Source organism: Pseudoalteromonas rubra (assembly GCF_004212645.1).
Lineage (GTDB): Bacteria > Pseudomonadota > Gammaproteobacteria > Enterobacterales > Alteromonadaceae > Pseudoalteromonas > Pseudoalteromonas rubra_G.
This window is the reverse complement of record NZ_PPUZ01000001.1, coordinates 130,286-154,685: the sequence shown is the minus strand read 5'-3', so window position 1 is coordinate 154,685 and position 24,400 is coordinate 130,286. Positions and strand designations below refer to the sequence as shown.

Genomic DNA, 24,400 nt, shown 5'->3' with positions numbered 1-24,400 from the left:
GCGACCAAAAAGCTGGTTGATTATTACAAACTGCTGAATAATTGGACATTACACCACATTACACCACAAGCAAACCCTACCAATTAAGTACCAGTGAGCATGATAAATATAATAATTTAGAACTTTTAAACCATTATTTTTGCCAACCCTCAGCCAGAAGCATTTGACCCTCTATTGATAATCGGTAAAGATTACTAGCAGAGAACAACAGCATGCTTCAGACTGTTCAGTAACGCTTGATATTGTTGAATTTTACTCAAGTAATACGATTAGTTGCCGATAATCAATACGACCTTCATCTTTGTGAAATCTGTCTGATGTCAAATAAAGCCATGCTAATGGCAAGAATGTTGAAAAAACATTGTAATAATCGTAATTCTTAACAATAATTTAGAGCTTAGGTTCGAGCCCTGTTAACAAATTAGATAAAAATAAAAGACTATGCCACTAACTCAATTTTCTGATCCTTACATTCAGGATCGCTTTCAGTCGACGCAATACGAGCTCATCCACAAGATAGGCGAAGGCGGTTTTGGTAAGGTTTACAAAGCAAAAAACAAAAACACCGATCAGCTAGTGGCTATCAAGTTTCTGGCACTTGAGCCACATCTGGACGAAGCCAAAAAGCACCGCTACATTGAGCGATTCAAACGTGAAACCTCGCTCAGCAGCCAATTGCAACACCCGCACATTGTGCGACTGCTGGACAAAGGCCAGGTAGACGAAAACCTGCTGTACGGCGTGTTTGAATATGTGGAAGGCCAATCCCTGCGCGAACATCTTATTCAGGAAGGCGCGTTAGATGCAGTCGATGCCACCGACATTATGTTGCAGGTACTGGATGCCCTGATCCATGCACACCAAAAAGGCATAGTCCACCGGGATATTAAACCCGCCAACATCATGCTGACGCAGGCAGGCGCAAAAACCTACGCTAAGATCCTCGACTTTGGTATCGGCACGCTCAGCCAGGAAAGCCGCCATCAGGACTTCGCCACGCTGACACTCACCCAGGAAACCCTGGGTACGCCTTCTTACAGCGCGCCCGAGCAACTGCGTGGAGAACCCGCCTCAGCCAAAACTGATATCTATGTTTGGGGCCTGGTCTTTTTAGAATGTCTGACTGGTTTACCGGCCGTTACCGGCTCCAGTATTGCCTCGATTTATCACAAGCAATTGAGTGATGTACATATTCCACTGCCCAGTGCCTTGCTTGGCCACCCGTTATCGGGATTATTGCGTCGTGTGCTACAAAAGAATGCCACAGAGCGCGTGATCTCAGGGGAAGAGGCATTCAGTGAACTTAACTCTATGAATGTGTCGAACCTGGTGGGCGTATTGGCAGATGTGCAGGCGCAACATGGTTACGACGATGCCACTGTGGTGTTGCGCACCGACGACCCAAGCCATCCTGGCCAGCAGGATTACACCACGCTGACAGAGCGCAAACAAATCACCGTTATGGCACTGCGCCTCAGCGCTAAAATGCTCGATGAAAACACCAAAGATTTGGATGTCATCGACACTCTGTTTAAGTCGCAGCGCAATACCTGCATTGATATTGCCACCCGCTTTGGTGCCTATCATGTGGGCAATCTGGCCGATACTGCGCTGTTCTACTTTGGCTACCCCGTTGCCAGCGACAACGACACCCGACTGAGCGCACGTACCGCACTGGATGTGATCAGTGAACTCGGTAAGCGTAATGCGCTGATGCAAGAAGCCCACGGTGTGCAACTTAACGCCCACATTGGCCTGCACTCGGGTATTTTTGTCACCTACGCCAACGCGGTACCAGAAGGCCATGTAGCCAACACAGCCATGCAACTGGCTCGCCTAGCGGGTGAACGTCAGATTTTGTGTACCGCAGAATCCCGCGCCATCCTTGAGCCTTACAGTGAGTTCGATTATTTCGACAATATGCAGCTGGGTATGGCGTTTGAACAGCAAGCCATTTATAACCTCAAGGGCGAAAAACGTGTAGAAGCCTTTGGCTTTATGCGTGGTACACGCCATCACCACAAGCTGATTGGCCGCCAGAGCGAACTGGACAAAACCCTGTCTATCATTAATAACGAACAACAAACCACTCGGGTTGCCCATATTTACGGTGAAGCCGGCATTGGTAAGTCGCGGTTACTACAAGAAATTCGCGCCAACGCCGGCAAATACCAGCACCTGGTTGCCCAGTGTTTGCCCGAGCACCAGAACAACGCGCTCTACCCAATTCTAACGCTGGTGCGTTACCTGTTTAACACCAGCAATCTCAGCAATACCGAGGTCATAGACCTGTTCGTATCACTGCTTAATGAACAGGACGGCACACTCAACACAGAGACTATTTTGCCCATTCTGTTAGTGTGGCTGAATATTGAGTTGCCCGAAGACATGCAGCCATCGTCACTGGCGCCGGACGCACAAAAAGAGTTGCTGTTCAAAGGCCTGAGTGCCCTGCTGCTGTCGCACAAATTCAGCCTCAGCAATCATAAGCTGTACATCATAGAAGATATTCACTGGGCAGATTCCACCACTTTGGAGTTCATCCACCATTTTGCGGCCAATCTTGGCGATGGCAGCGTGCTGATCAGCACCTCGCGCCAGCCTAAGCCAGACAGTCTGCACGACCTGACATTGCTGGAGCTGGAGCTACACAAGCTCACCGCCAAAGCAACCGAAGACTTTATCGAGCAACTGTTCGAAGGCAAAGCCGTTTCGAAAAACGTACGCGACATACTGGTCAGCCGCACCGACGGTATCCCACTGTTTATCGAAGAGCTGGTCGATATGCTGAAACAAAAAGCACTCGTCAGCGAGCAAAGCGGCGAAGTCAACTTCGTCAGCCCGGATAAACTCGATCAGGTCCCCAGCAGCCTGCGCGAATCGCTACAGCAAAAGCTCGACAGCCTGGTACACGCCAAAGAAACCGCACAGCTCGCCGCCACCATAGGCCGCGAATTCGAATACGACCTGCTCGTCGCCGCATCTTCACTCAGCGAAGATCAGATCCAAAACGACCTGAATGAGCTGATTGAGAAAGACCTCATCATCCAACAGCGCCGGGTTGAAAATGACAGTTATATCTTTAAACACGCGCTGGTGAGGGATGTAACATACGAAAGTATATTGGACTCGACCAAAAGCAAAATACACCATAGAGTTGCTGAATCGTTAGAAGCCTCTTATGGCAAAAAGATGATTATAGAACCGAGCATTATCAGCTATCACTATGAGGAAGCAAATAACTATGAGGCTGCAGCAGAGTGGTCAAAAAGGTCTATTCTGGAACTAGTTTCAAAATATTCGTATAGATACGCAATTGAATCATCCAAACATACTGAACTCCTTGCCAATAAATTGGAAAATAAACAGCAAGCGATTCAACTAAAAGGAGAGCTTCTAGATGCAATATATCCGTGTTTCGTTAGTACGTATGGTACATCTTCTCCTCAAACATTTGAATTCAGAGATAAACTAGTAGATATATTCAACTCTCCTGAAATCAGTGAAGTCCCAAGCATAAAAAGCTCAATAAGAAATAAACTAGATTGGATTAAGTTTATGGAGCTATTTTATTGTGGAGGTGGCCCAGAAGCCATTTCTTTTGGCTTAAAGCTACTAGAGTCATATGAAAAGCATGACTATGATAAAAAAGCCGTTACTTTAGCACACTTAATATTATCGTACTTGTTCGAAGGAAAAATAGACAAGTCAATAAATTGCTTTAAGATAATACAGAACGAATTACTTGAAAAAACTGATAGAGACTATATTTTCAATCAATATGGCATTGATATTGAGCCCTTTTGCTATTCGTTGGTCTCTCTAAGTTACCTACATAAAAACAATATAAAAAAGGCTGAAATGTGTACTAGAAAGGCAATTGAAACATCTTCTGGACACTCAACATGCCATGCTACAGCTTTAGCATACTTATTCAGAGCTCTGCTTAGTGCTTATCTAAAAAAAGACAAAGAAGTTATTGAGGTTGGTAATTTATATTTCACAACGATTTATGAAGAAGGTAATTTTTCATATTACCAAGTCTATTTAAAGTTTTTAGTAGCATGTTTCAGTGGTGACATAGAGAAGTCTGAAGAAATCATAATGACTGTCTGTGAATCACCGCAAGACTTTGCTACAGGCTGGTATGTTGTCTTACTTTCATTGAAAATGATAGAGCAAGGGCAATATACTAAAGCGAAGGAAATCCTTATTTACTCACTCGATAAGTCTACCAAAAATAGAGAAATTTCGGCATTGCCAATAATCCTTAATTCACTTTCTTTGGTAGAGTATAAATTGGGAAACAAAAGCGAAGCCCAATCTCTAAGTAAAAAGTCTGTTAACTTGTGTATTGAACAGAGAAATCTGTTTTTTTTGAACGAAGCTAAAAAGCAACTTCAAACCACTATTACCAATTAAGGTGAAAAAATGTCAAATAAAACTGTTGAAATTAACGAAGATAATTCTCATGGAGACGAAAATCCACTTTGGGGTTTCGAGAAAGATGCTGAGTGGAGAAATGCATTTAGAAGATTGATTAGCTACTCATGGATTTCTGATGATAAACTTAAAGAGGTAGTTAATGAGCCACTGGAAATGATGCGAAAGCTATCTGATTATACTCCCCCATCAGGCCTATATATAAGGTTTAGAGGCTTAACTAGTGACAATCAAGTGATCGAGACACCTTTATATAATGAGTTTAATAAAGAAAGCCTTATTGGTTACAGCTATAACGACAGCTTTTTAGAAAAAAAACACCCAGTCAATGGGTGGTTAGAAGCTTCAAGTCATCTTCCTACAGAGGTTATTTTTACACTGCCCCCTGCTCCATCGGGAGAAGACATAAAGGCATACGCTTTAGCTGACTATGAAGCTAAAGGCAAAGAAATGCCATTTACCTGCTGCTGATTGTACAGGAGGGGTTTCCCCTCCTTTGAGAATTAAATATGCAAAATAAAATATTTGATGGAGACAGGCACGTTATAGAGCCAGTTTCGCTTTGGAAAGAGTATACTAGTGAAAGAACATTTTCTAAATATCCCATATATTTAAAAAATATCCCGCATAAAGAGCTCAGCATTCCACCTGTTCTGATGATTGGAGAACACTCAGTCCTAAGTAACTGGGGACCCGATATTCAAGTTGCTGCCGCAATCGAAAATGAAAACAGTATTGCAGAAAGGCTCTCTGCAACCTGTTCGAAAGATCAGCTTCTATCAATGAATGACTCTGGTATTGAGCAAGCTTTGCTCTTTCCAAGTTTCGCCATGTACATAGTCAATCATAGTGAAATTGACGCTCAAGCGTCGCTTGATTTTGCTGCAGCATATAACCGCTGGTTATTTGACTATATAGGTTCAGAGACCGATAGGTTGCACGGCGTAGGCGTGATCAGTCGCCATGACCCTAAAACAATGGTGGCACAGTTAGAGACAATCGCTCAGTTTGGATGGCGTATGATCAAACTGCGTCCTGAGATAATCAAGGGCAGATCTCTTGGCCACCCTGATTATGAAACGTTTTGGAAGCGTTGCGAGCAGTTAGGCATCACAGTAGCACTGCATGGTGGTACGCATTTAGCGGGCAGTACAGTTGGAACAGACAGATTTACTAGCCGATTTGGATTACATGCCTGCTCACACCCTATTGAAATCCAAATGGCCTTCTTATCTCTAGTCGAGTCAGGTGTGACAGAGAGATACCCAAGCTTAAAGTTTTTACTACTGGAAGCTGGCTGCTCATGGGTCCCCTACTGGCTCTGGCGGCTTGACAATATATGCTATACCGAGTTCCCGAGTCTGATTCAAGACAACATAAAAATGTTGCCCTCTGAATACTTTAAAAGACAATTTTGGCTAACAATTGAGCTTGGGGAACCCAGTATCGAAGATTGCATCAAAACAGTAGGGGTTGACAACCTAATATATGGTAGTGACTTTCCGCACCCTGACCACATGCATTTGAATGATATCAACATAAGAAATGAGCTTGATTATCTTACTCCCTCTGAAATAGACAAGATACTGTATAGCAACTATAAAGCCTTAATTTAATATGTATTATTCAAATTACAAATGGAAAAACAAAGCTATAGTTTATTCCGGAGAAAACAAGAATTCTTTCGTTATTTACGAAGAAATCCTATATCAGTTTCCTGCTGAGCAGTTCCCCAACTTAGAACTCATTGGAAAACCAAATGCATATGAGCTTGATATCGACGGCGAAATTGCTTTCATGCGAACTTTGGAGTTAATGAAGCGTTTTTCTCTCGTTGAGATAGACGAGGAAATCAATGATTCAATACCAATGCAGGATATTAAGACTGCTTTAGAAAAGTCAGAAGTTGAAACCTTCAATTCAAAAGACAACCTATACTACCAAGCTCTGGAAGTTGGATATCAAAAGTATAAATCTCGACTTATTTATATTTTTGGACAGGTGTTCATAGCAAAGAATAACATTGAATTTGTCGATGCACTTGAACAACTCCTGCTCTCAAACAACCCAATTCGGAATATCGTAAATAACCTTAACGTTGAGAAAGAAAAACCACCTTTCATTAAGAAATCAGAATTGGATGCGGTGATCCTCAGTAAACTCATTGAGAAATCAATTGAAGAGGTTAATAGATCTTCCAAACAAATTATTGTTGAAATTTCGCTTCATGACTGCTCTTCGAAGAGTCATAATGCAGAGCACTTAACAGTAGACCCTTTCTGTCTCGTAAATGAGCAAGAGCCTGAACTAAAATTAAATCCTATAGCATGCATATTTGACCAGGATGGCGGCTCAAGATCTAAATCCCCGAGCGCAACCTTGAATGAGCTTCTGCCATTCGTATCAAACAAGCTTGGCCTTGTAACTCATATAGAAGAGCTTTCGGACTCTCATGGCAACCCTATTAAAATTTATAGAACAGGGTTTTACAAGGGACCATATACCTCTCTTGGACGTCATAACTCCTCACTCGTACAAATATGTTTGGGTAAAGGAGTTGATCCAGTTCAATCGAAAGTAAGTGGTATTTGTGAAGCGATTGAGCGAAAGAATGCCCAATATTGTGGAAACGAACCTAGCACTTTATCACTTCCAGAAAACTTGCCTCACCGCTATATAAGCTTTTCTGATCTTTTGCCATATAGCCAGACTCAAATCGAGAGCTTTGCTGATCCAAACTCTCAGGATTTCAACCGTAAGCAAGCTGTTGTGAGCTATGACAACAGCCCAGTCAATTGGTACAAAGCTTGGTCCCTCACAAATAGTGAATACGTATATGTCCCCCTTGTTTGCTGCTTTGCAAACACACCCTTTAATGATGTGAAATACGGTTTTTGGCATTCAAATGGGTGTGCTGCTGGCAACAACAAAGAGGAAGCTATACTACAAGCACTGCTTGAATTAATAGAAAGGGACTCGACCTCTATCTGGTGGTATAACAAATTGGTACGGCCTGAGTTTGATATTTCTCGAATCGAGTCGAGCAGTCTTGCTTTAATAAAACAGAGCATTGGTAGTACACACGATTTTTGGGTGCTGGATATTACCAATGACTCAGGTATCCCCGCCATGGCAGCAATTGGCAAAAATAAAAAAGACAATGGCTTTATTTTTGGATTTGGTTGCCACCTAAAACCAGAAATGGCAGCACAAAGAGCACTAACAGAATTATGTCAATTGATACCAATTCGCGACCAAAACGGCGCTCCCTTTGATTTTAACTCAGTTGAAGATGAAGACTTTTTATACCCTAGCAAGCACTTAGCGTCGACAACAGCTTACACCGACTGCGAAAATATGAGTATAAATGATTGTGTATCTCATATAGTAAGCTCACTACATGAGCTTAATATGGAAGTAATAGCCTTTGAATACACGCGAAAGTTCTCACCGGTAAGCACCGTAAAAGTCTTTGTCCCAGGTCTTTGCCACATATGGCCTCAACTAGGTAACCCCCGGCTTTACCAGACACCAGTAAAACTCGGGTGGTTAGAACAGCCACTCACAGAGCAAACAATAAACCAACAAGGGTTATACATTTAACAAGGAGAAAAAATGGAACTAACGAAACAATTGCTTGACTTTCGTGCAACATACTTAAAAGCCATTGCAAAAGCATGGAATGACGAAGAATTTAGAAAAGAGCTATGCTTGCCCGGAAATGCACTATCTGTCCTAGACAAATACTTCGGTTATAAATGCCCATGGAATATTCAATTTTCTATCAAAGATCTCGGCGAAGGGCCTTTTTATAATGAGGCAAGAGGCGTATATATGACCGACTCTTTATCTTTCGATAAGTTTGTCGTCTCTGTGCCGGAAAAACCCACTATTCCAAACCCAGCAGAAGCACTTTCGCATTATTATTTCGATAACTCTTGGATATTAGAGAGCATCACTGACGATGTAAATCATCCCAACCTTTCACTGCAACAAGTCTTTGACACATTGTGTGCTTCAGGGCACAAAGACCACCCTGAAAGTGCTTTCATATTTCCCTCTATGAAAGATGGGTTGATCCCAGAAGCAAGTTACGACCTAGGTAACAGCAACACACACTTCGTTGAGTTTGGTGGAGTAATGGCCGCAGCTGTTGCTCTCGCATGGTCAAACACTAAATTTAGCAATAGCCTCATTGAAGAAACTATCTCTCATAGTTCTACAAACACTATTGGTCGTGCCACTAAATTGCTAAAGGATTGGCTAGACTATGACTACCCTTGGGATGTAGACCTAATAGTAAAGAAAGATAAGCTTGCTAAATATGCAAGAACTTTTGATGCTGCACTGACACTGCGTTCCGGTGAACAGCTTCGGGGAACAGTTGCATACTTGCTTGATGAATCAACCTTTAAACTAAGTGCGAGAGATCTCTCTGCGTCTCGTGACAAACTTCTGTTTGTACTCGATGAGCAGATTTCACCCAAAGATATTGAATCCATTTCAGTATCAGAGTCAACCATTGCAATTGATAAATGGGTTTGGTGCGTTGAAAGTAAAGGAAGTTACCAGCAGGTTCAAAAAACGCCTCTTGGTATTATTTTATCTTTCCCTGAAGCTCCAGATGATAAAGCGAGTCAACCTGTTGCTCTAACTCGTTATAATAACGATGGTCCAGGTTTTCCATTTACTTGTTAATAAATTAATCTAAATCCATGAGAACTTACTTTAAAATAGGACTTTTACAGTGGAAATAAACAACTCAAAATTCGGAGATACCGCATTTGGCTCTTTCACAGGGTCTCTTCAAGTACTTTTCGATGAATCTATTTTGAATGGAACAGCTTCACACGAGAGCTGGAACCACGCATGGGGACGAGCAGTAGCCTATGCATGGGAAAAAGAAGAAAACAAAGCCGCGCTGTTAAACGATCCGGCGTTAGTATTATCGATGTTTAATTATAAGCTTCCTGCTGGCGTCAACCTAAAAGTAGTTGATGCAAATCGTGCCGAAGATCAATCCGTTGTAATTGAAGCAACCAGTAGCAACCTTCAATATCAGCGAGACAACTTGAAACCTGGCTACTTCAAAGCCTACCTTGTTGACCCAGGATCAATTGTTCCAAGTCAAGAGCAAGGCTATGTAACGTTCAGCCTTGTTTCTGCTGACAATGCTAGTTACTTCAATGTGACTAAGAAATGGAGTGATATTCCAGTAAACGGATGGGTTGATATGCCAGCTACTGGAGTGATTGTAAAGCACCCCTCAGGCCGTCTTTGGTATATTACTACTGAAGAGATTCCAGAGAATAGCCCTCAGTGGAGTGCTTCACAGTTTAGTCAAATGATGGATGATTTCATTCACAGCAATCCTTCATTCTTGAATTTAGGTTCAACTGTAATTATGAAGTTGCCACCTAAGCCTGAAGAACAGCAAGACGTAGCAATGTCTTTAATGGACTACGATGCGCTTGGTAAAATCTACCCTTTCACCACTTGATTCTGGAGGGAGCGAAAGCTCCCAACTTTTTAATGAAATTTGCACTATTACCCGACTTGTTCGACCTAAATTCCGCAGAATTAAACGTTCTGTATGAGTATTATTTTACAAAACAGTTCCTGAAACACGGTGAACCACTGAGAAAGTGGTGGCTAGATGAAATGGATACAAAAGTGGCTAAGGTAGACCAGGTTCATCAGATATGCCCAGAAACACAAAAACTCATAACTAAACTAAACAAAAATTGCTTCCCTGAACACTTTAGCAGTGAGGTGCTGCAGTTATGGGCTAGTTCAGTTATTTTTATCCCGCCGGATAACGGACAAAACACTTGCTCTGTAAACTTTCATCGCGATAGTGATATTGTTGACTTCATAACAGGGGAACACTTTTCTTTTTCTCTAGCACTTACCCCCATTGAAGCCTACCTCTCAGATACTCTAATGAGTGGGTTTAATGCATTTGATAATATTTGCCCAGACTCTGTTATGCTTGACCAAACTGAGCGGGTTGAAATCAAGCAAGGTCAATCTCTTGTAGTAAACAAAGAAATATTTAAGGGCTTCGGTAGAAATACGACTAACCAGCATCAGATTTTGCTTAACTTCTATGTCCGAGGTATAGACAGTGAAGTTTTGGTGCAAAAAAACAGCTATGGCCTAACAAATAGAATAACAAACTTTTCAATTTCCCCCATTTTATGAAGCATTACTCTATAAACCCAGAAGCTTTTCTTTTTAAAGAAGATAAAAATCTATACATAATACACAAAGATAGGGAGTACTTGGTCCCACTAAAAATGCATTCTGATTTGCAAATAGCTGAAAATGGGATCTGGGTTGAATGCGAGGATATTGAGAAAATGCTACTTGATAGCAACTTAATTTCTGAGCAAGATACAAGACAAAGCACGTCTGAGACCTTCCTTACAGGAGTCAATCTAACATCTTTATCAACAAGCTCACTCACAAGTCAAAGATGCATAGATACATATGACATCATAGCTCACGAAATAACAGACCCCAGAATTGATGAGTTAGTGATGAGCCATGAGATAGTTCGCATCATAATTCCTACAACTCAATTGCCACAGGTAATTATAGGGAGGAACAAAACAGAAACGCTTAGCTTGATAAACACATCCCGAGAGACTTACCTTAACACTAGACCCTTAAGAAGAAGGCTATTTAAAAAAGGGGTAGATTTTACAAGAAACCTGAATGTTTCCAATGAATCATTAAATAAGCTCATCTGTATATCTAGCTATGGTTGGTCATATGTTTCTGAGAGTGATGAATTGAAGATATGGAGCCCAGTAAAAAAGATCAAACCGGCTCAGGATAAAGTGGTTAACAAGCACTCCGGCTTTAGAGTAGTCAGTCAGGAAGAGACATTAAAAAATATTGAAGTAATAACGGACCCGATATTCGGGTGCCTTTGCTTCCATGGAAAAATAAACAACAGTATAAACAAAGAGGAGAGTAAAACCTACTTTTCTACTTTTTGTGAACACCCTGTAGAATCAGACTGTATCAGCAATGAATCTTTATACTACACAGCAATGGGAAAAGGTATAGAAGACAAGCAATCAAAAGTAAGCTCTCTTTGCGAAGCAATTGAACGCATTTCATCAAATTTTGACGACTCTATCGATGCTATCGAAGCAAAGCAAAGTGAATTAGAAAGCTGCTTAAATATAGGTGAACTAACTCCATTCAGCCAAGCTCAATACAGGAAATTTGCACAACGAATTGCTCACGGCACTCAGTCAATATATGAGGTGGAGGAGTACCTAGATCAACCAACTCATTGGACAAAATGTAGAGATCTGCTCGACCAAGAGTACTGGGTTCCAATAAACTTTGTATACAAGAATACGCCATATCCGTCACGCTTTGTGAAGTTTTATCATAATGGAGGCGCCACGGGAAATAGTGTAGAAGAGGCTATATTGCAGGGTACTTTGGAATTAATAGAAAGAGATGCTGTTGCTATATGGTGGTATAATAAAACAATTGTACCCAGGCTAAGCTTAGATGATATTGGTGATGAATTGATAAACCAGATTGAGCTGTTTTTTGGTGTAAAATACAAACTCTGGTTGCTTGATCTAACATCTGATATCGGTATACCTGTTGTAACTGCTGTTTCATTAAATACCGAAAACAGTGAAGTAACACTCTCATTTGGGTGCCATTTAGACTTAACAATAGCAAAACAAAGAGCAATAACGGAGCTTTTTCAAGTTCATGAAATTAAAGATATAAATACATCTCCTTTTAGTTTTTCTGATATTAAATTAGAGAATTATATCCTCGGAAGCTCCCAGATGAAGGGCTCCAAAATATCGCCTCAATACAACTTCAAAAGCATTTCAGACTCTTTGAACTTTATTGTAAGTGAGCTTAAGCGTATTGGTGTAAACTTGTACTATGTAGACCAATCCAAAGACAATCTACCACTGTATGCAGTGAAAGTTATCGCCCCCAACTTATGCCACTTTTTTCCTTACTTAGGTTCAGAAAGGCTCTATACTGTACCAGTGAAAATGGGGCTTTTAGAAAAAGCAAGAAATGAAAGTGAACTAAACAAATTAGAGCTTCTAATATAAAGTGGTATGTAATAACTAATGTGTGGAATATTAGCCTCCATAAGCAATCGAAATAACGCAAATGACCTCATAAAATCTTTAGAGCGATTGAATCACCGGGGTCCAGATCAACAGCACTTTTATTATGACGAAATTACAGGAGTTTTTATCGGTCATAAACGACTGGCGATAAATGGAGGTTCAAGCGCTCATCAGCCTATGCTTTCTGAGTACAGCGCATGGGTTTGCGCTGTAAATGGAGAAATATACAATGATGCCGCGCATCTCAAAAAGGCAGGAGCATCGTTTACATCAAAGTCGGATAGTGAAATAGCGTTAAGAGGCGTTGAACTATTTGGTGTTAATTATCTCGATGAACTAGAGGGTGAGTTCGCAATATGTTTATACAATCGGAAAACTGAAGAGCTCTACCTTGCCCGAGACAGAAATGGCAGCAAGCCACTCTATTACTATCATAATGGCGATTGTTTTATAGCCGCTTCAGAAATCAAAGCTTTATTGTCTGCAGGTGTACCAGCAGTATGGAATAAGCACTATTTAGTTGCAAAAGAGCGGTTTTTAGTAGGTGCCAAAGAAACATTTGTAAAAGGAGTCTTTTCTGTCCCCCCTGGTCATATAGTTGAGTACACAAATAATGAGCTGAAAAGCTACCCATTTTGCGAGCAATCCCCTTTTAACCCCGATTTATTTGAACAGTGTGATATTTCTTACGAACAGGCAACGCAAGAGTTTAGCCAGCAGTTTGAGCAAGCCGTGAACAAGAGAATACCTCAAGAGCGTTTCGCTTGTTACTTAAGCTCGGGCATAGACTCATCATACATCTGCGCTTTATCAGCTAGACTGAGTGACAAAGCTGAATCATTCAGCATCGGATTTCCTAATAGCCCTTTGGATGAAAGCTTGGCAGCTGAAAAGTTTGCTAAGCAGATTGGAATTAAACACCATACACTTCAACTAGAGCACAACGATCTCATTGGTTCATTTGAAAAATCTATCTATCACGCAGAATCGATAGTGCCAAATTTAAATGTTGCCGCCAAATACCTGTTGAGCCGTAAAGTAAAAGAAAGCGGAATTAGAATTGCGCTAACAGGAGAAGGGGCAGATGAATCATTGCTTGGCTATCAGTTTTTTCAATATGATTTGAGCTCTCCTTTAACACAACAAAGTGGACATGATCCGCTTTTTGAAGGTCAAACCACACTTGAGACTGCATTGAATTTTACGCCCAGCGCAGCTATAAGTGCTAAGTCAAACGCTCAGTTATTTAAATCACTGCGCTCTGCAGACTTCTCTGAGGCTTGTTACACAACGCACTTAGTCGCGCCGCACAGCGACATAGTCACGTCCTCCATTGGATACAGCCAATGGCTCCACTACAACACTGTATATCAGGACTATAACTTGCTTGCTCTGGGAGATAAAACTGAACTGGCAAACTCAATTGAAGGTCGTCAGCCTTTTCTGGATAACTCACTAGTAGCTTTCATTCATTCACTCCCAACTGCCTTCAAATATTGCAACGGTAAAAATAAGAGAATTTTAAGGGATGCATTTACTGTGAATTTCCCTCATTTGCATGTAGAGCAAATCAAAAAACCTTTTTTAGCTCCAACTAACTTAACCAAAAACATTACACTTTATCTGCTAGATGAATTACATGAATTGTCTAACAGAGAATCGCAATTAGGTATTTACGATATAGATAAAGTCATTGCTTTTTTTGAGTCTGTTGTAGAAAATCGGACTCAGTTAGACTTTTCAGAAGACATTGTTGTTTGCCACTTCCTAAGTATTCTGTTTTTGCAAAAACACTTTAATTTAGAAGCATAACTATATTATGAAACTCAAGTTTAATAGCAAATTCAGCATCTTTACGGATAAGCATGATAACGTCCTGCTTAACAGCCAAACTAATGAATTTGTATTGGATGCTAAAAATTTCCCATGGTTCTCACACTTTAAAAATCTAACAGATATTGATGAGCTGGCGAAAAGTGTTCCTGCTGAACTTTTGGCACACTTTTATTATCAAGTAGAAAATGCGACTAAAAGAGGCTGGCTAGTTGAAGAGGTTGATGTACAAGATACGAAACTGGAACTTATCGATGAGATTTATGGCTCAAGTTATTTCATAGAATATTTCGCAGAAAACTGGCATCGCATATCGTCACACTTGCAAAACTCTTGTGTACTAATCGAAGATATTAGGAAAGCAACAAATCTACAGGAGCATTTCCCCCTAAGGTTTTGTGAAGTATATAAAAATTGCATTTATATTTCACCAGTCATAACATGTATTGACAAATTAGAGAGTTACTTGGCATGGATTTTTGCCAGCCGTCCACTCGACCTCTTTATGGATAAGTTTGGTGAAGGTAAAGGTCGCTTGTTGTCTTTCCCGAAAATACCAAAACAGCTATGCTCGCTAGTTAAATCCCTTGACTGCGCTGAAGCGTTGGTTTTTGATATTCAGCATGGCTCATCTGCCAAGTATAATTTTGATAATTTGGAGCGCATATCGCACTCTGATAACACATCTGAATTATCTCTTAAAAGCACTCCAATCGCCTATGACACAGATGGTGGTTCAAGAGCGTATAAAGCAGAAGACACACTCAAAAAACTTGCACCATTTATTGGCCGCCAACTGGGTTATATTTTTCCTGAAACTAAACTGTCCGCTCCTTTGGACTCAATTAAGATATTCACTTCAGGATTTTACAAATGCCCGATGAAAGCTCCGAAGCTAATTAGTGGTGCCGATTTTGCCCAACAAACGCTTGGCAAAGGCGTCACGCACGAACAGTCCAAAGCCAGTGCTCTGTGTGAAGCAATAGAACGCAAGAACGCTCAGTATATTGGCGATGAGCCAAGTCAGGTTGCGCATGCTCAACAACTTGATGCGCGTAATTATGGCTTTTCTCAGTTGTTACCCTACAGCGAGCAGCAATATACACGTTTCTCAGACCCCGCTGATTCTGAATCTCAGCGTAAACAAGCTGCGTTGCCTTATACTGGAGAAGCCGTCAATTGGACTGCACTTTGGTCACTCACTCGCGATGAAAAGGTTTACGTGCCTACCGTTTGCTGCTTTGCCAATACGCCGTTTGAGGAAGACCGCTTTGGAAAATGGCATTCCAATGGCTGTGCCGCTGGCAATAATCTGGAAGAAGCCATTTTACAGGCCTTATTTGAGTTGCTTGAGCGTGATGCAACCGCTATCTGGTGGTACAACCGCTTACCGCGCCCGCAATTTGAGTTAAGTGGTCTGGACCCGGATTATCTGGCACCGCTGCACGAAACAATCACCATTGAACACGACTATTGGGTGCTGGACCTCACCATGGATACCGGCGTGCCTGTAATGGCAGCGATTGGCCGCAACAAAGCAACCCTGGGTTATGTATTTGGATTTGGCTGTCACCTAAAACCAGAAATGGCTGCGCAGCGCGCGCTCACTGAATTATGTCAGCTTATTCCTATACGGGACCAAAATGGTGCACCGTTTGATTTTGATGCCATTACAGATGACAGCTTTCTTTTACCAGACGCGCAGGCACCAAGGGGAAGTTATAAACTGACTCAGAGCGGCGATCTGAAAGATGACATTTTGGCCATTGTTGAACAATTACACAGCCTGAATATGGAAACACTGGCACTGGATTATTCCCGCTCGCCTATTCCACTGAGTACAGCTAAAGTCTTTGTACCTGGCCTTTGCCACATCTGGCCACAATTGGGGAATCCAAGGCTTTACCAGACGCCGGTAAAACTTGGGTGGCTGGATAAACCATTAGCAGAGAAGACGATTAATCAGCAGGGGTTATATATTTAATTGCGTTGGCCTTGGTGGATAGGAATAACCCAAACTGAAACACCCACTCACCACTGAAAAGATACTGGCTCAAGGCCGGTATGACTTTAGAGAGGGAGCACATTTGAGGCGAAAAAGGAGCCTGTTTGTTGCAGAAAACTCTGTTTATATAACCCCAGAGTCTCGGTTCGGCGTTGCCCACCGACCCCAGACTCTGTACTCCACACACATTGCACAATTAAAGCCCGCAGGCAGTCAACCCTGCGGGCTTTAATTACAACTTAGCTAATTACCCCTTGGCAAACTTAGCGCGTGCGGCGTGGAGCTTTTTGTAGCTGTCGATTAAGCGCAGGTGCTTGTCCAGACCTTCCAGTTGCATATTGGTTGGTGTCAGGCCATAGAATTTCACATCCCCGTTGATTGAGCCGATCACTGCGTCCATCACTTCTTTGCCGAACATGCGGGTAAAGCTGTGGATGTAGTCTTCAATTTCCAGCTCTTCGTCTAGCGCTACTTCCAGCGTCGCGTGCATTGCCTGGTAGAACAGGCCACGCTCAACGGTGTTGTCATTGTATTGCAGGAAGGTTTCGACCAGCTCAATAGCGGCTTCAATGTCACCCAGCGCCAGATAGATGAGGATCTTCAGCTCTAAGATGGTCAGCTGACCCCAAACCGTGTTTTCATCGAATTCCACGCCGATCAAAGTAATGATGTCGATGTAGTTATCAAGCTGGCTTTCTTCCAGACGGTTAACCAAATCGGCCAGCGCTTCGTCTTCCAGCGAGTGAATGTTCAGAATGTCTTCACGGTATTGCAGGGCTTTGTTGGTGTTATCCCAGATTAAGTCTTCTGCCGGGTAAACCTCTGAGTAACCAGGTACCAGAATACGGCAGGCGGTGCCCATATCGGTAAACTCAGCTATATAAGCTTCTTTACCTAAGTCTTTCAAAATGGCGAACAGTTTGTCGCACTCTTCTTCGTTGGTGCCTGTGAAGTCCCACTCCACAAACTCATAATCGTGCTTGGCGCTGAAGAAACGCCAGGAGATCACACCGGTTGAATCAATAAAGTGCTCTACAAAGTTCTCCGGCTCAGACACTGCCATGCTGTTAAAGGTCGGCTTGGGTACGTCGTTCAAACCTTCAAAGCTGCGGCCCTGCAACAGCTCGGTCAGGCTGCGCTCCAGCGCCACTTCCAGACTTGGGTGCGCACCAAAAGAGGCAAATACGCCGCCGGTTTTCGGGTTCATCAGAGTCACACACATCACCGGGAACTGACCGCCCAGAGAGGCGTCTTTTACCACAACCGGGAAGCCCTGCTCTTCAAGCCCTTTAATGCCCGCCACTATACCCGGAAACTTGGCCAGTACCTCTTCAGGTACGTCCGGCAGTACAATTTCCTGTTCAATGATCTGCTTTTTCACCGCACGCTCAAAGATCTCAGACAAACACTGTACTTTGGCTTCAAACAGGTTGTTACCCGCGCTCATGCCGTTACTCAGGAACAGGTTTTCAATCAGGTTGGACGGGAAATAAACCGTTTCACCGTCGCTGTGACGGGTGTAAGGAATAGAGCAAATACCACGCTCGACATTGCCCGAGTTGGTGTCTATCAGGTTTGAGCCGCGCAGCTCGCCTTCCGGATCGTAGATTTCGCGCGTGTAGCCGTCGAGAATTTCGCTTGGCAGTTCATCGTTGTCACCCGGTTTAAACCACTTTTCATTGGGGTAATGAACAAACTCAGCGTTGGCAATTTCTTCACCAAAGAACTGATCGTTATAGAAAAAGTTACAGTTCAGGCGCTCAATAAACTCGCCCAGTGCCGAGCACAGCGCGCTTTCTTTCGTTGCCCCTTTACCATTGGTAAAACACATCGGTGATGCGGCATCACGAATGTGTAAAGACCAGACGTTAGGCACAATGTTACGCCACGACGCCACTTCGATTTTCATGCCCAGATCAGACAAAATACCGGTCATATTGGCGATAGTCTGCTCAAGTGGCAGATCTTTACCGAGGATGAAGGTGCTGGCATCCGACTCTGTATTTACCATCAGCATAGCCTGTGCGTCGTCATCCAGGCTCTCTACTGCTTCAACCTGAAACTCAGGGCCGGTCTGGATCACTTTTTTCACGGTACAGCGGTCAATGGAGCGCAAAATGCCCTGACGATCTTTTTCAGAAATACTCTCTGGCAGCTCTACCTGAATTTTAAAGATCTGGTTGTAGCGGTTTTCCGGGTCAACAATGTTGTTTTGCGCCACGCGAATGTCGTCGGTCGGGATGTCGCGCGCGTTACAATACACTTTCACAAAGTAAGCCGCACACAGCGCAGACGAGGCCAGAAAATAGTCGAACGGGCTGGGCGCCGAGCCATCGCCTTTGTAGCGTATAGGCTGATCGGCAATGACAGAAAAATCATCGAATCTGGCGTCAATTCGAAGATTATCGAGATAATTTACTTTGATTTCCATGGGGAAGGTTCCGGTGTATTGCAATCGAAAACCCCTATTGTACTTGAGGTTGCAAGGCGGTGCCAATGCTGATGGCACAAATCTACAAACCAGCGCAAATTAAGTCACTAAATGCCTGTTATTGGCCGCAAAGGCATGTTACTTTCTTGGCAATTAAACTCATCCGACAACACACGAGATAACAAGGATTTATTATGCGCAGCTATGTGTGGTTAGCACTTGGTTTAGGGCTGTTTTCAGGCTCTGCTCTGGCCGATAACGGCTTTGGTGTCACTTTATATGGTGGTAAAAGCAGCAATCAGGAATTGCATACCAGTCAAAAAGCAGTGGTTGACCTGGCCGACGAAAACCACTTTGGGGTCAGCTTTGATCGCTATTTAGATAATAAACGCTATGGCTTGTTTTACAGCATGCTCGAAACTGAATTTGAAGATGCGCCAATCCAGAAAGTGGATATGGAATATCTGATGTTTCAAAGCGCCATAGATGTAGAAATCACCGACAATCTCTATAGCTACATCGGTGCCCAAATCGGTGTGAATAAAGTAACCCCTAACTTTGAAGAGCCGGATCACTTTTTTGCTGCGGGCTTTTATGGCGGCCTGAAATATGATTTGGGCGCCGGATTTAGCGCGCAAACTGAGATACGCTGGATTGCGTCTTCTATCAAAAACTCGTCTAAAGTACGTTGTGATGGTAGTGACGAGGATGTCTGTGCCTGGCATTTCGACGGCGATGTACTTAATCAGTTCCAGCTGAATGCGGGCCTGACTTACCGGTTTTAACTCGCTCGGCCGGCGTTATGTCGCCGGTCATCGCGTACCCGGTGAAACTGCCACACCAATACCACCACAGCCAATTGCGCTGAATGTAAGTAGTTCCCGGCTCGTTGGCCGGGATGACGCAGCAGGGGCTTTTTAAAGCCAGAAAATCTCCCTGCTACAACGTCGTTTTTAGGTGCTCGATAAACAACCGGGTTTTGCGGGGGGTGTAGCTCGCCTTGGGGTAATAAGCCCAGAGCTGTTTAACCTCGGAGCGAATATCCGGCAAAATCGGCACCAGTGCGCCTGAGCTTAATTCCCGTTCAATATAACTGGGCGCGATAAACAACAGGCCAATCCCCTGCACCGCCGCTTTTAAAATGGCATCCAGATGATCGGTCACAAAATTATAGTTGGTAAACTCAAAAAGCCGACCATCTTCGAGCACCACGCCACCAACTTTGTGATAATAGCTGCTCAGCAACATTTTATGCGCAGCCAGGTCCTCAACGCAGGTTATCTCATCGCAACGGGCCAGGTATTCGGGCGCGCCAAATAATTGCATTTGATAATCAAACAACCGGGTGCCTTTGTGCGAGACCGAATCGAACGACTCGTTATAACGGGTGATCACCACATCGTGTTGCAGATCCGGTGGCTCGCCCGGTGCCAGTACGTTCAGATGAATGGTGATCTGCGGGTGGTGCGCTAAAAACTGCTCTATTTTTGGCATCAGCACACTGCTGCCCACCGCTTGCGTGGCAGCAATTTTCAGGCTCCCCTGTAACTCAGACTGCTCAGATTGTGCGGTTTCGACCAGGGCTTCAAACTGTGCCAGCCAGTCTCTTGCGCGAGGGAAAAAGTGCAGCCCTTGCTCGGTCAGATTGACCTGCCGGGTGGTGCGAATAAATAAGCTTTGTCCAAGATGCCGCTCCAGCCAGTCAATTCGTTTGCTCATGGCAGATGCCGAAATCCCCTGATGCTCTGCCGCCTTGGTGAAGCTGCCCAGCTCCGCCAGAACACAAAAACTGCGTGTTGCCGTTAACCAATCCATTTAATTAATTCCTATAAGGAAATAGTATTTTAATTATTACCTTATTTTTAGGACAAGGAAAGCGGCGTATAGTGCCCGGGTCAAATCCTCTGCGCCCGGAGTGCCTGTGTACTTGTTTACTATGCTTGCTGTTTTACTGATGTCCTGCTCTCAGCTGGTCAGCCAGGTATATATGCCTGTTTTGCCTGATATCGCAGACAGCCTGATGCTGTCCAATGGCCAGAGTCAGGCAATGATCATCAGCTATTTCATTACCCTGGGCGCGGCGCAACTGATTGTCGGCCCGCTGCGCGACAAATATGGTGATCGGCCTTTGTTTATTGCCGGGCAAATCATCCTGCTGATCGGCACCTTGTTATGCGCGGTGGCACCAGACAGCGGCACCTTTTTAATTGGTCGAATATTACAAGGCGCAGGCTCTGCGTCACCGGTGTTAATTAGTCGCACCTTACTGGCTCAACGACTGTCTGGCGCCAAACTAAAAAGTGCCATGGCAACGGTGGCTATCTCAGCCAGTGTCACTGCCATTATTGCGCCGCTGCTCGGTGGCATGCTTAGCAGCTGGTTTGGCTGGCAGGGATTATCACTGGTGCTCATCACTTACTATTTGTTTATCACATTATTTGGGCTGAGCCTGCTCAAGACCCGCGCACCTCAGCCCATTGCGATTAACCCAATGAGCCTCATCAGGCACTATCAGAATATGGCCAGATGCCAGGTTTTTCTATCTCTGGCCAGCTTCAAATGGGTGCCAACCTTTTTGTATTTAACGCTTCAACTGCACTTGCCGTTTTTACTGCAAGAGCGTTTTGGCTTCACCACCAGCCAGACCGGGCAGGCGATGATGCTGCCCATGCTGGGCCTGTTGCTGGGCGCGGTGTTTGCTAAGGTTTTGCAGCGTCATGTCAGCTACATGAAAATTGTCCTGTGGCTGTGGCCGGTATTACTTATAAGCGCACTGACTTTTCTGCTGGCCAGCGACCACGCCCAGGCTTTGTTGCTGGCGTATGCCGCCATCATGCTGGTATTTGGCGGCTATTTTCCAAGCTATATGCACCTGATTGGCCTGCTTCATCCCACTCAGGCGGGCATCGCAAACGCCCTGGTTGGTGCGATCGAACTACTGATTTTTTCTGTGATTGCCTGGCTGGTTAATCTGTGGCTGCCAGACAACACACAAACTCTCTCACTGTTGATAGCCGTATGCGCCGCGCTGTTGTTATTAAGCTGGCGTACTATCCGCATTCAGCGGCCACACTTTGAACACACTTAACGTAGACTTTTTGGGATCATTCATGTTCGAAAAACTCCATTTTAACACCGCCCGCCTTACCATTCGGCCATTGCAGCAAGGTGATCTGCACGCCATTTACGAAAGCAGACGCAACCCCAAGACATCCAAATATATTGGCGAACCGGCTACATTAGAAGATGCCCAGGCCCGCATTGATCAGGCAAGGGCCCCCTGGCAGGCCGAGGAGCATGAACGACTGCTGCTGGCTGTAATCAGACGAGAAGACAATGTGCTGATCGGTGAACTCATGTATAAGTTTTTGAGCCACAATACCAAAACGGCAGAGATCGGTTATCGCCTGAATGAAAAATATATCGGCCAGGGCTATGCGTTTGAGGCTGCAAACGGCCTGATAGAGGCTGCCTTTGCGCAGTTTGGACTCAATAAGATCTGTGCATTTTGCGCGGTTGAAAATCAGGCTTCGTGGCGACTGATGCAAAAGCTGGGGATGCAGCAAGAGGCGCATTTACGCCAGCACTTCAAATTCAGCCATGGCTATTATGATGGCTATATGTACGGCCTGTTGCGTAGTGAACATAGTATGGCTGCAACGGCTTAAGAATCGAAAAAGGCACCCTTATCAGGTGCCTTGGTTCATGGAAGGACCCATGAAGACTGTTGCGTAAAAATACAAAATTGGGAGAGTGTGCCTGAGTTATATCAGCCAGTTACAGGCGAAATTCCTGCTTAGATAGCTTGCCGTCGCCATTGCTGTCCAGTTTATCGAAATCTGAGCTCAGTTCAGTCGATACTGCCGCTTCTGATTTGCTGATAAAACCATCGTCATTTTTATCGAACGATGAAAACGTGCTTGCTGCGTGTGCGCCCAGGCTGACCATCATAACTACTGCTGTGATCATTAACTTATTCATACTTAGCTCCTTAGCGTAAGATTTTAATTACTTCGAGTTTTAAACTGAGAGAGTAAGCGCGAAAGTCGCGCTCAAGTGACTGACTTACTTATCAATTACTGACCGAATTCTTGCTCCGATAACTTACCGTCGCCATTGCTGTCCAGCTTACCGAAGTCTTTACTTAGCTGACTTGAAACCGCCGCTTCTGATTTGCTGATAAAACCATCGTCATTTTTATCGAACGATGAAAACGTGCTTGCTGCGTGTGCACCCAGGCTGACCATCATAACTACTGCTGTCATAATTAGTTTGTTCATACTTAGCTCCTTAGCGTAAGATTTTAATTACTTCGAGTTTTAAACTGAGAGAGTAAGCGCAAAGACCGCGCTCAAGTGTCTGATTTACTTTCCAGTTACTGTCCGAATTCTTGCTCCGATAACTTACCGTCGCCATTGCTGTCCAGCTTGCCGAAGTCTTTGCTTAGCTGACTTGAAACCGCCGCTTCTGATTTGCTGATAAAACCATCGTCATTTTTATCGAACGATGAAAACGTGCTAGCTGCGTGTGCACCCAGGCTGGCCATCATTAGAACTGCTGTGATCATTAACTTATTCATACTTAGCTCCTTAGCGTAAGATTTTAATCTGTTTTATCTAACCTTGAGGTAAGTGGCGCGACAATGGCGCCACTTGGTTTATCTCGTTCATTCAGCTACTGGCGAAATTCCTGCTCGGACAGCTTGCCGTCACCATTGCTGTCTAGCTTGTCGAAAATAACCGTCAGGGTTTCTGAGCCTGCAGCTTCAGACTTTGAAATAAACCCGTCACCGTCGGTATCGAAGGAAGAGAATGAGCTGCTCGCGGCATGTGCGCCCAGGCTGGCCACCATCAATACTGTGCTTAACATGAGTTTGTTCATCATTATTTCCTCACTAAATTGGCTTAAAAGTGACTAAATTCTTTGGCGCTCAGCGCACCGTCGCGATTTCTGTCCAGGCGTCTGAATGCTTCTGCTACCGCAGGGACCTGTTTCGCTTCTGACATACTGACCAGGCCATCATTGTTGGCATCCAGTAGTGCAAAATCCACCTCAGAGGCAAGTACCAGTGCACTGGTAAACATTCCGATTGTTAGTATAAATACATGTTTTAGTTGCATAATAAATCCTCCTGTCGGGGCGGTGTTTAGCTATTGAAGCCAGAAAATTCGCTTTTGCTCAGCAGACCATCGCCATTGCTATCCAGGTCTTTGAACTGGCCCATCAATCTGGGATTTGCTTTTGATTCACTCAGACTGATAGTGCCATCACCATCTGTGTCATACTTCTCGAAGTCACCGCCTGCAATCGCACTGGTTGCCAGCATAGTCAGACCCAAAGCCGCAATCATTGTCATAGATGTTTTCATGTTACTTTCCTTCTGTTTTTCGTATTTGCTGTTAATGCTGCTGCCGCGAAACCGTCTGGGGTTTGTTGGCTGCGTTTGACAAGACTATTCCAACTTTGATGCCAGCTTTATTTAGTTATTTATTTTCAATGAGTTAATAAAAAGCGGGTAAAAAAGTTCAGGTGGGATTAAGGTGATTTGTTGCTAAA

21 protein-coding genes are annotated in these 24,400 nt (G+C 43.8%); 13 read left to right on the top strand and 8 right to left on the bottom strand.

Annotated features, from left to right (window positions below):
- Nucleotides 1-441: 441 nt before the first annotated feature.
- The 10 genes from C3B51_RS00605 to C3B51_RS00560 are packed head-to-tail and all read left to right on the top strand — an operon-like array spanning nt 442 to nt 16,392.
- On the top strand, nt 442-4,422 hold the full coding sequence (locus tag C3B51_RS00605; RefSeq protein ID WP_130243830.1) for a TOMM system kinase/cyclase fusion protein: 3,981 nt from the start codon (nt 442-444) through the stop codon (nt 4,420-4,422).
- 9 nt (nt 4,423-4,431) lie between these two features.
- Nucleotides 4,432-4,914 carry a hypothetical protein gene (locus C3B51_RS00600; protein WP_130243829.1) on the top strand — a complete coding sequence of 161 codons (483 nt, stop codon included), beginning with the start codon at nt 4,432-4,434 and terminating at the stop codon, nt 4,912-4,914.
- A gap of 38 nt (nt 4,915-4,952) precedes the next feature.
- Nucleotides 4,953-6,059, top strand: a complete 1,107-nt coding sequence (locus C3B51_RS00595; RefSeq protein WP_130243828.1) for an amidohydrolase family protein — start codon at nt 4,953-4,955, stop codon at nt 6,057-6,059.
- A 1-nt stretch (nt 6,060) separates the two neighbouring features.
- The gene (locus C3B51_RS00590; protein ID WP_130243827.1) at nt 6,061-8,046 is read left to right on the top strand and encodes a YcaO-like family protein; all 1,986 of its coding nucleotides are present in this window, start codon (nt 6,061-6,063) and stop codon (nt 8,044-8,046) included.
- A 12-nt stretch (nt 8,047-8,058) separates the two neighbouring features.
- Nucleotides 8,059-9,141 (top strand): BMA_0021/BMA_0022 family TOMM bacteriocin, encoded by a 1,083-nt coding sequence (locus C3B51_RS00585; protein ID WP_130243826.1) that lies wholly within the window; start codon nt 8,059-8,061, stop codon nt 9,139-9,141.
- Between the two features lie 49 nt (nt 9,142-9,190).
- The gene (locus tag C3B51_RS00580; protein ID WP_130243825.1) at nt 9,191-9,943 is read left to right on the top strand and encodes a hypothetical protein; all 753 of its coding nucleotides are present in this window, start codon (nt 9,191-9,193) and stop codon (nt 9,941-9,943) included.
- 32 nt (nt 9,944-9,975) lie between these two features.
- Nucleotides 9,976-10,647 (top strand): hypothetical protein, encoded by a 672-nt coding sequence (locus C3B51_RS00575; protein WP_130243824.1) that lies wholly within the window; start codon nt 9,976-9,978, stop codon nt 10,645-10,647.
- Nucleotides 10,644-12,554 carry a YcaO-like family protein gene (locus tag C3B51_RS00570; protein WP_130243823.1) on the top strand — a complete coding sequence of 637 codons (1,911 nt, stop codon included), beginning with the start codon at nt 10,644-10,646 and terminating at the stop codon, nt 12,552-12,554. Before C3B51_RS00575 ends, C3B51_RS00570 begins: the two co-directional genes overlap by 4 nt.
- A gap of 18 nt (nt 12,555-12,572) precedes the next feature.
- Nucleotides 12,573-14,387 carry an asparagine synthase (glutamine-hydrolyzing) gene (gene asnB, locus C3B51_RS00565; protein ID WP_130243822.1) on the top strand — a complete coding sequence of 605 codons (1,815 nt, stop codon included), beginning with the start codon at nt 12,573-12,575 and terminating at the stop codon, nt 14,385-14,387.
- 7 nt (nt 14,388-14,394) lie between these two features.
- Nucleotides 14,395-16,392, top strand: coding sequence for a YcaO-like family protein (locus C3B51_RS00560; protein WP_130243821.1), 1,998 nt, complete (start codon nt 14,395-14,397; stop codon nt 16,390-16,392).
- A 268-nt stretch (nt 16,393-16,660) separates the two neighbouring features.
- On the opposite strand, the gene C3B51_RS00555 is transcribed toward C3B51_RS00560, so the two are convergent.
- Nucleotides 16,661-18,844 (bottom strand): OsmC domain/YcaO domain-containing protein, encoded by a 2,184-nt coding sequence (locus tag C3B51_RS00555; RefSeq protein ID WP_130243820.1) that lies wholly within the window; start codon nt 18,842-18,844, stop codon nt 16,661-16,663.
- Between the two features lie 194 nt (nt 18,845-19,038).
- Between C3B51_RS00555 and C3B51_RS00550 the strand changes: the two genes are divergently transcribed.
- Complete coding sequence (locus C3B51_RS00550; protein ID WP_130243819.1) at nt 19,039-19,629, top strand: hypothetical protein; 591 nt, start codon at nt 19,039-19,041, stop codon at nt 19,627-19,629.
- Nucleotides 19,630-19,783: 154 nt separating this feature from the next.
- Here C3B51_RS00550 and C3B51_RS00545 read toward each other — a convergent pair whose 3' ends face one another.
- Entirely contained in the window at nt 19,784-20,659 is an 876-nt protein-coding gene (locus tag C3B51_RS00545; RefSeq protein ID WP_130243818.1) for a LysR family transcriptional regulator, read from the bottom strand.
- Nucleotides 20,660-20,765: 106 nt separating this feature from the next.
- On the opposite strand from C3B51_RS00545, the gene C3B51_RS00540 reads away from it, so the two are divergent.
- Both C3B51_RS00540 and C3B51_RS00535 read left to right on the top strand, forming a co-directional pair.
- Entirely contained in the window at nt 20,766-21,932 is a 1,167-nt protein-coding gene (locus C3B51_RS00540; RefSeq protein WP_240701827.1) for an MFS transporter, read from the top strand.
- 22 nt (nt 21,933-21,954) lie between these two features.
- Complete coding sequence (locus C3B51_RS00535; RefSeq protein ID WP_130243817.1) at nt 21,955-22,512, top strand: GNAT family N-acetyltransferase; 558 nt, start codon at nt 21,955-21,957, stop codon at nt 22,510-22,512.
- Between the two features lie 109 nt (nt 22,513-22,621).
- Here the strand turns inward: C3B51_RS00535 and C3B51_RS00530 are convergent, their stop codons facing one another.
- The 6 genes from C3B51_RS00530 to C3B51_RS00505 all read right to left on the bottom strand — a co-directional run bounded on the left by C3B51_RS00530 (nt 22,622) and on the right by C3B51_RS00505 (nt 24,212).
- On the bottom strand, nt 22,622-22,825 hold the full coding sequence (locus C3B51_RS00530; RefSeq protein WP_130243816.1) for an EF-hand domain-containing protein: 204 nt from the start codon (nt 22,823-22,825) through the stop codon (nt 22,622-22,624).
- A 95-nt stretch (nt 22,826-22,920) separates the two neighbouring features.
- Nucleotides 22,921-23,124 (bottom strand): EF-hand domain-containing protein, encoded by a 204-nt coding sequence (locus tag C3B51_RS00525; protein WP_130243815.1) that lies wholly within the window; start codon nt 23,122-23,124, stop codon nt 22,921-22,923.
- A gap of 95 nt (nt 23,125-23,219) precedes the next feature.
- Complete coding sequence (locus C3B51_RS00520; RefSeq protein ID WP_125720366.1) at nt 23,220-23,423, bottom strand: EF-hand domain-containing protein; 204 nt, start codon at nt 23,421-23,423, stop codon at nt 23,220-23,222.
- A 95-nt stretch (nt 23,424-23,518) separates the two neighbouring features.
- Nucleotides 23,519-23,728 (bottom strand): EF-hand domain-containing protein, encoded by a 210-nt coding sequence (locus C3B51_RS00515; protein ID WP_240479519.1) that lies wholly within the window; start codon nt 23,726-23,728, stop codon nt 23,519-23,521.
- Nucleotides 23,729-23,748: 20 nt separating this feature from the next.
- A complete protein-coding gene (locus C3B51_RS00510; RefSeq protein WP_130243814.1) occupies nt 23,749-23,964 on the bottom strand; it encodes an EF-hand domain-containing protein in 216 nt (71 codons plus the stop codon).
- Nucleotides 23,965-23,990: 26 nt separating this feature from the next.
- Complete coding sequence (locus C3B51_RS00505) at nt 23,991-24,212, bottom strand: EF-hand domain-containing protein (protein WP_125720370.1); 222 nt, start codon at nt 24,210-24,212, stop codon at nt 23,991-23,993.
- Nucleotides 24,213-24,400 lie beyond the last annotated feature (188 nt).

Excerpts from the sequence above, each read along its gene's own strand:
- C3B51_RS00605 (WP_130243830.1), top strand. The coding sequence starts at position 442 with ATGCCACTAACTCAATTTTCTGATCCTTACATTCAGGATCGCTTTCAG.
- C3B51_RS00600 (WP_130243829.1), top strand. The coding sequence starts at position 4,432 with ATGTCAAATAAAACTGTTGAAATTAACGAAGATAATTCTCATGGAGAC.
- C3B51_RS00595 (WP_130243828.1), top strand. The coding sequence starts at position 4,953 with ATGCAAAATAAAATATTTGATGGAGACAGGCACGTTATAGAGCCAGTT.
- C3B51_RS00590 (WP_130243827.1), top strand. The coding sequence starts at position 6,061 with ATGTATTATTCAAATTACAAATGGAAAAACAAAGCTATAGTTTATTCC.
- C3B51_RS00585 (WP_130243826.1), top strand. The coding sequence starts at position 8,059 with ATGGAACTAACGAAACAATTGCTTGACTTTCGTGCAACATACTTAAAA.
- C3B51_RS00575 (WP_130243824.1), top strand. The coding sequence starts at position 9,976 with ATGAAATTTGCACTATTACCCGACTTGTTCGACCTAAATTCCGCAGAA.
- C3B51_RS00570 (WP_130243823.1), top strand. The coding sequence starts at position 10,644 with ATGAAGCATTACTCTATAAACCCAGAAGCTTTTCTTTTTAAAGAAGAT.
- asnB (WP_130243822.1), top strand. The coding sequence starts at position 12,573 with ATGTGTGGAATATTAGCCTCCATAAGCAATCGAAATAACGCAAATGAC.
- C3B51_RS00560 (WP_130243821.1), top strand. The coding sequence starts at position 14,395 with ATGAAACTCAAGTTTAATAGCAAATTCAGCATCTTTACGGATAAGCAT.
- C3B51_RS00555 (WP_130243820.1), bottom strand. The coding sequence starts at position 18,844 with ATGGAAATCAAAGTAAATTATCTCGATAATCTTCGAATTGACGCCAGA.
- C3B51_RS00550 (WP_130243819.1), top strand. The coding sequence starts at position 19,039 with ATGCGCAGCTATGTGTGGTTAGCACTTGGTTTAGGGCTGTTTTCAGGC.
- C3B51_RS00545 (WP_130243818.1), bottom strand. The coding sequence starts at position 20,659 with ATGGATTGGTTAACGGCAACACGCAGTTTTTGTGTTCTGGCGGAGCTG.
- C3B51_RS00535 (WP_130243817.1), top strand. The coding sequence starts at position 21,955 with ATGTTCGAAAAACTCCATTTTAACACCGCCCGCCTTACCATTCGGCCA.
- C3B51_RS00530 (WP_130243816.1), bottom strand. The coding sequence starts at position 22,825 with ATGAATAAGTTAATGATCACAGCAGTAGTTATGATGGTCAGCCTGGGC.
- C3B51_RS00525 (WP_130243815.1), bottom strand. The coding sequence starts at position 23,124 with ATGAACAAACTAATTATGACAGCAGTAGTTATGATGGTCAGCCTGGGT.
- C3B51_RS00520 (WP_125720366.1), bottom strand. The coding sequence starts at position 23,423 with ATGAATAAGTTAATGATCACAGCAGTTCTAATGATGGCCAGCCTGGGT.
- C3B51_RS00515 (WP_240479519.1), bottom strand. The coding sequence starts at position 23,728 with ATGATGAACAAACTCATGTTAAGCACAGTATTGATGGTGGCCAGCCTG.
- C3B51_RS00510 (WP_130243814.1), bottom strand. The coding sequence starts at position 23,964 with ATGCAACTAAAACATGTATTTATACTAACAATCGGAATGTTTACCAGT.
- C3B51_RS00505 (WP_125720370.1), bottom strand. The coding sequence starts at position 24,212 with ATGAAAACATCTATGACAATGATTGCGGCTTTGGGTCTGACTATGCTG.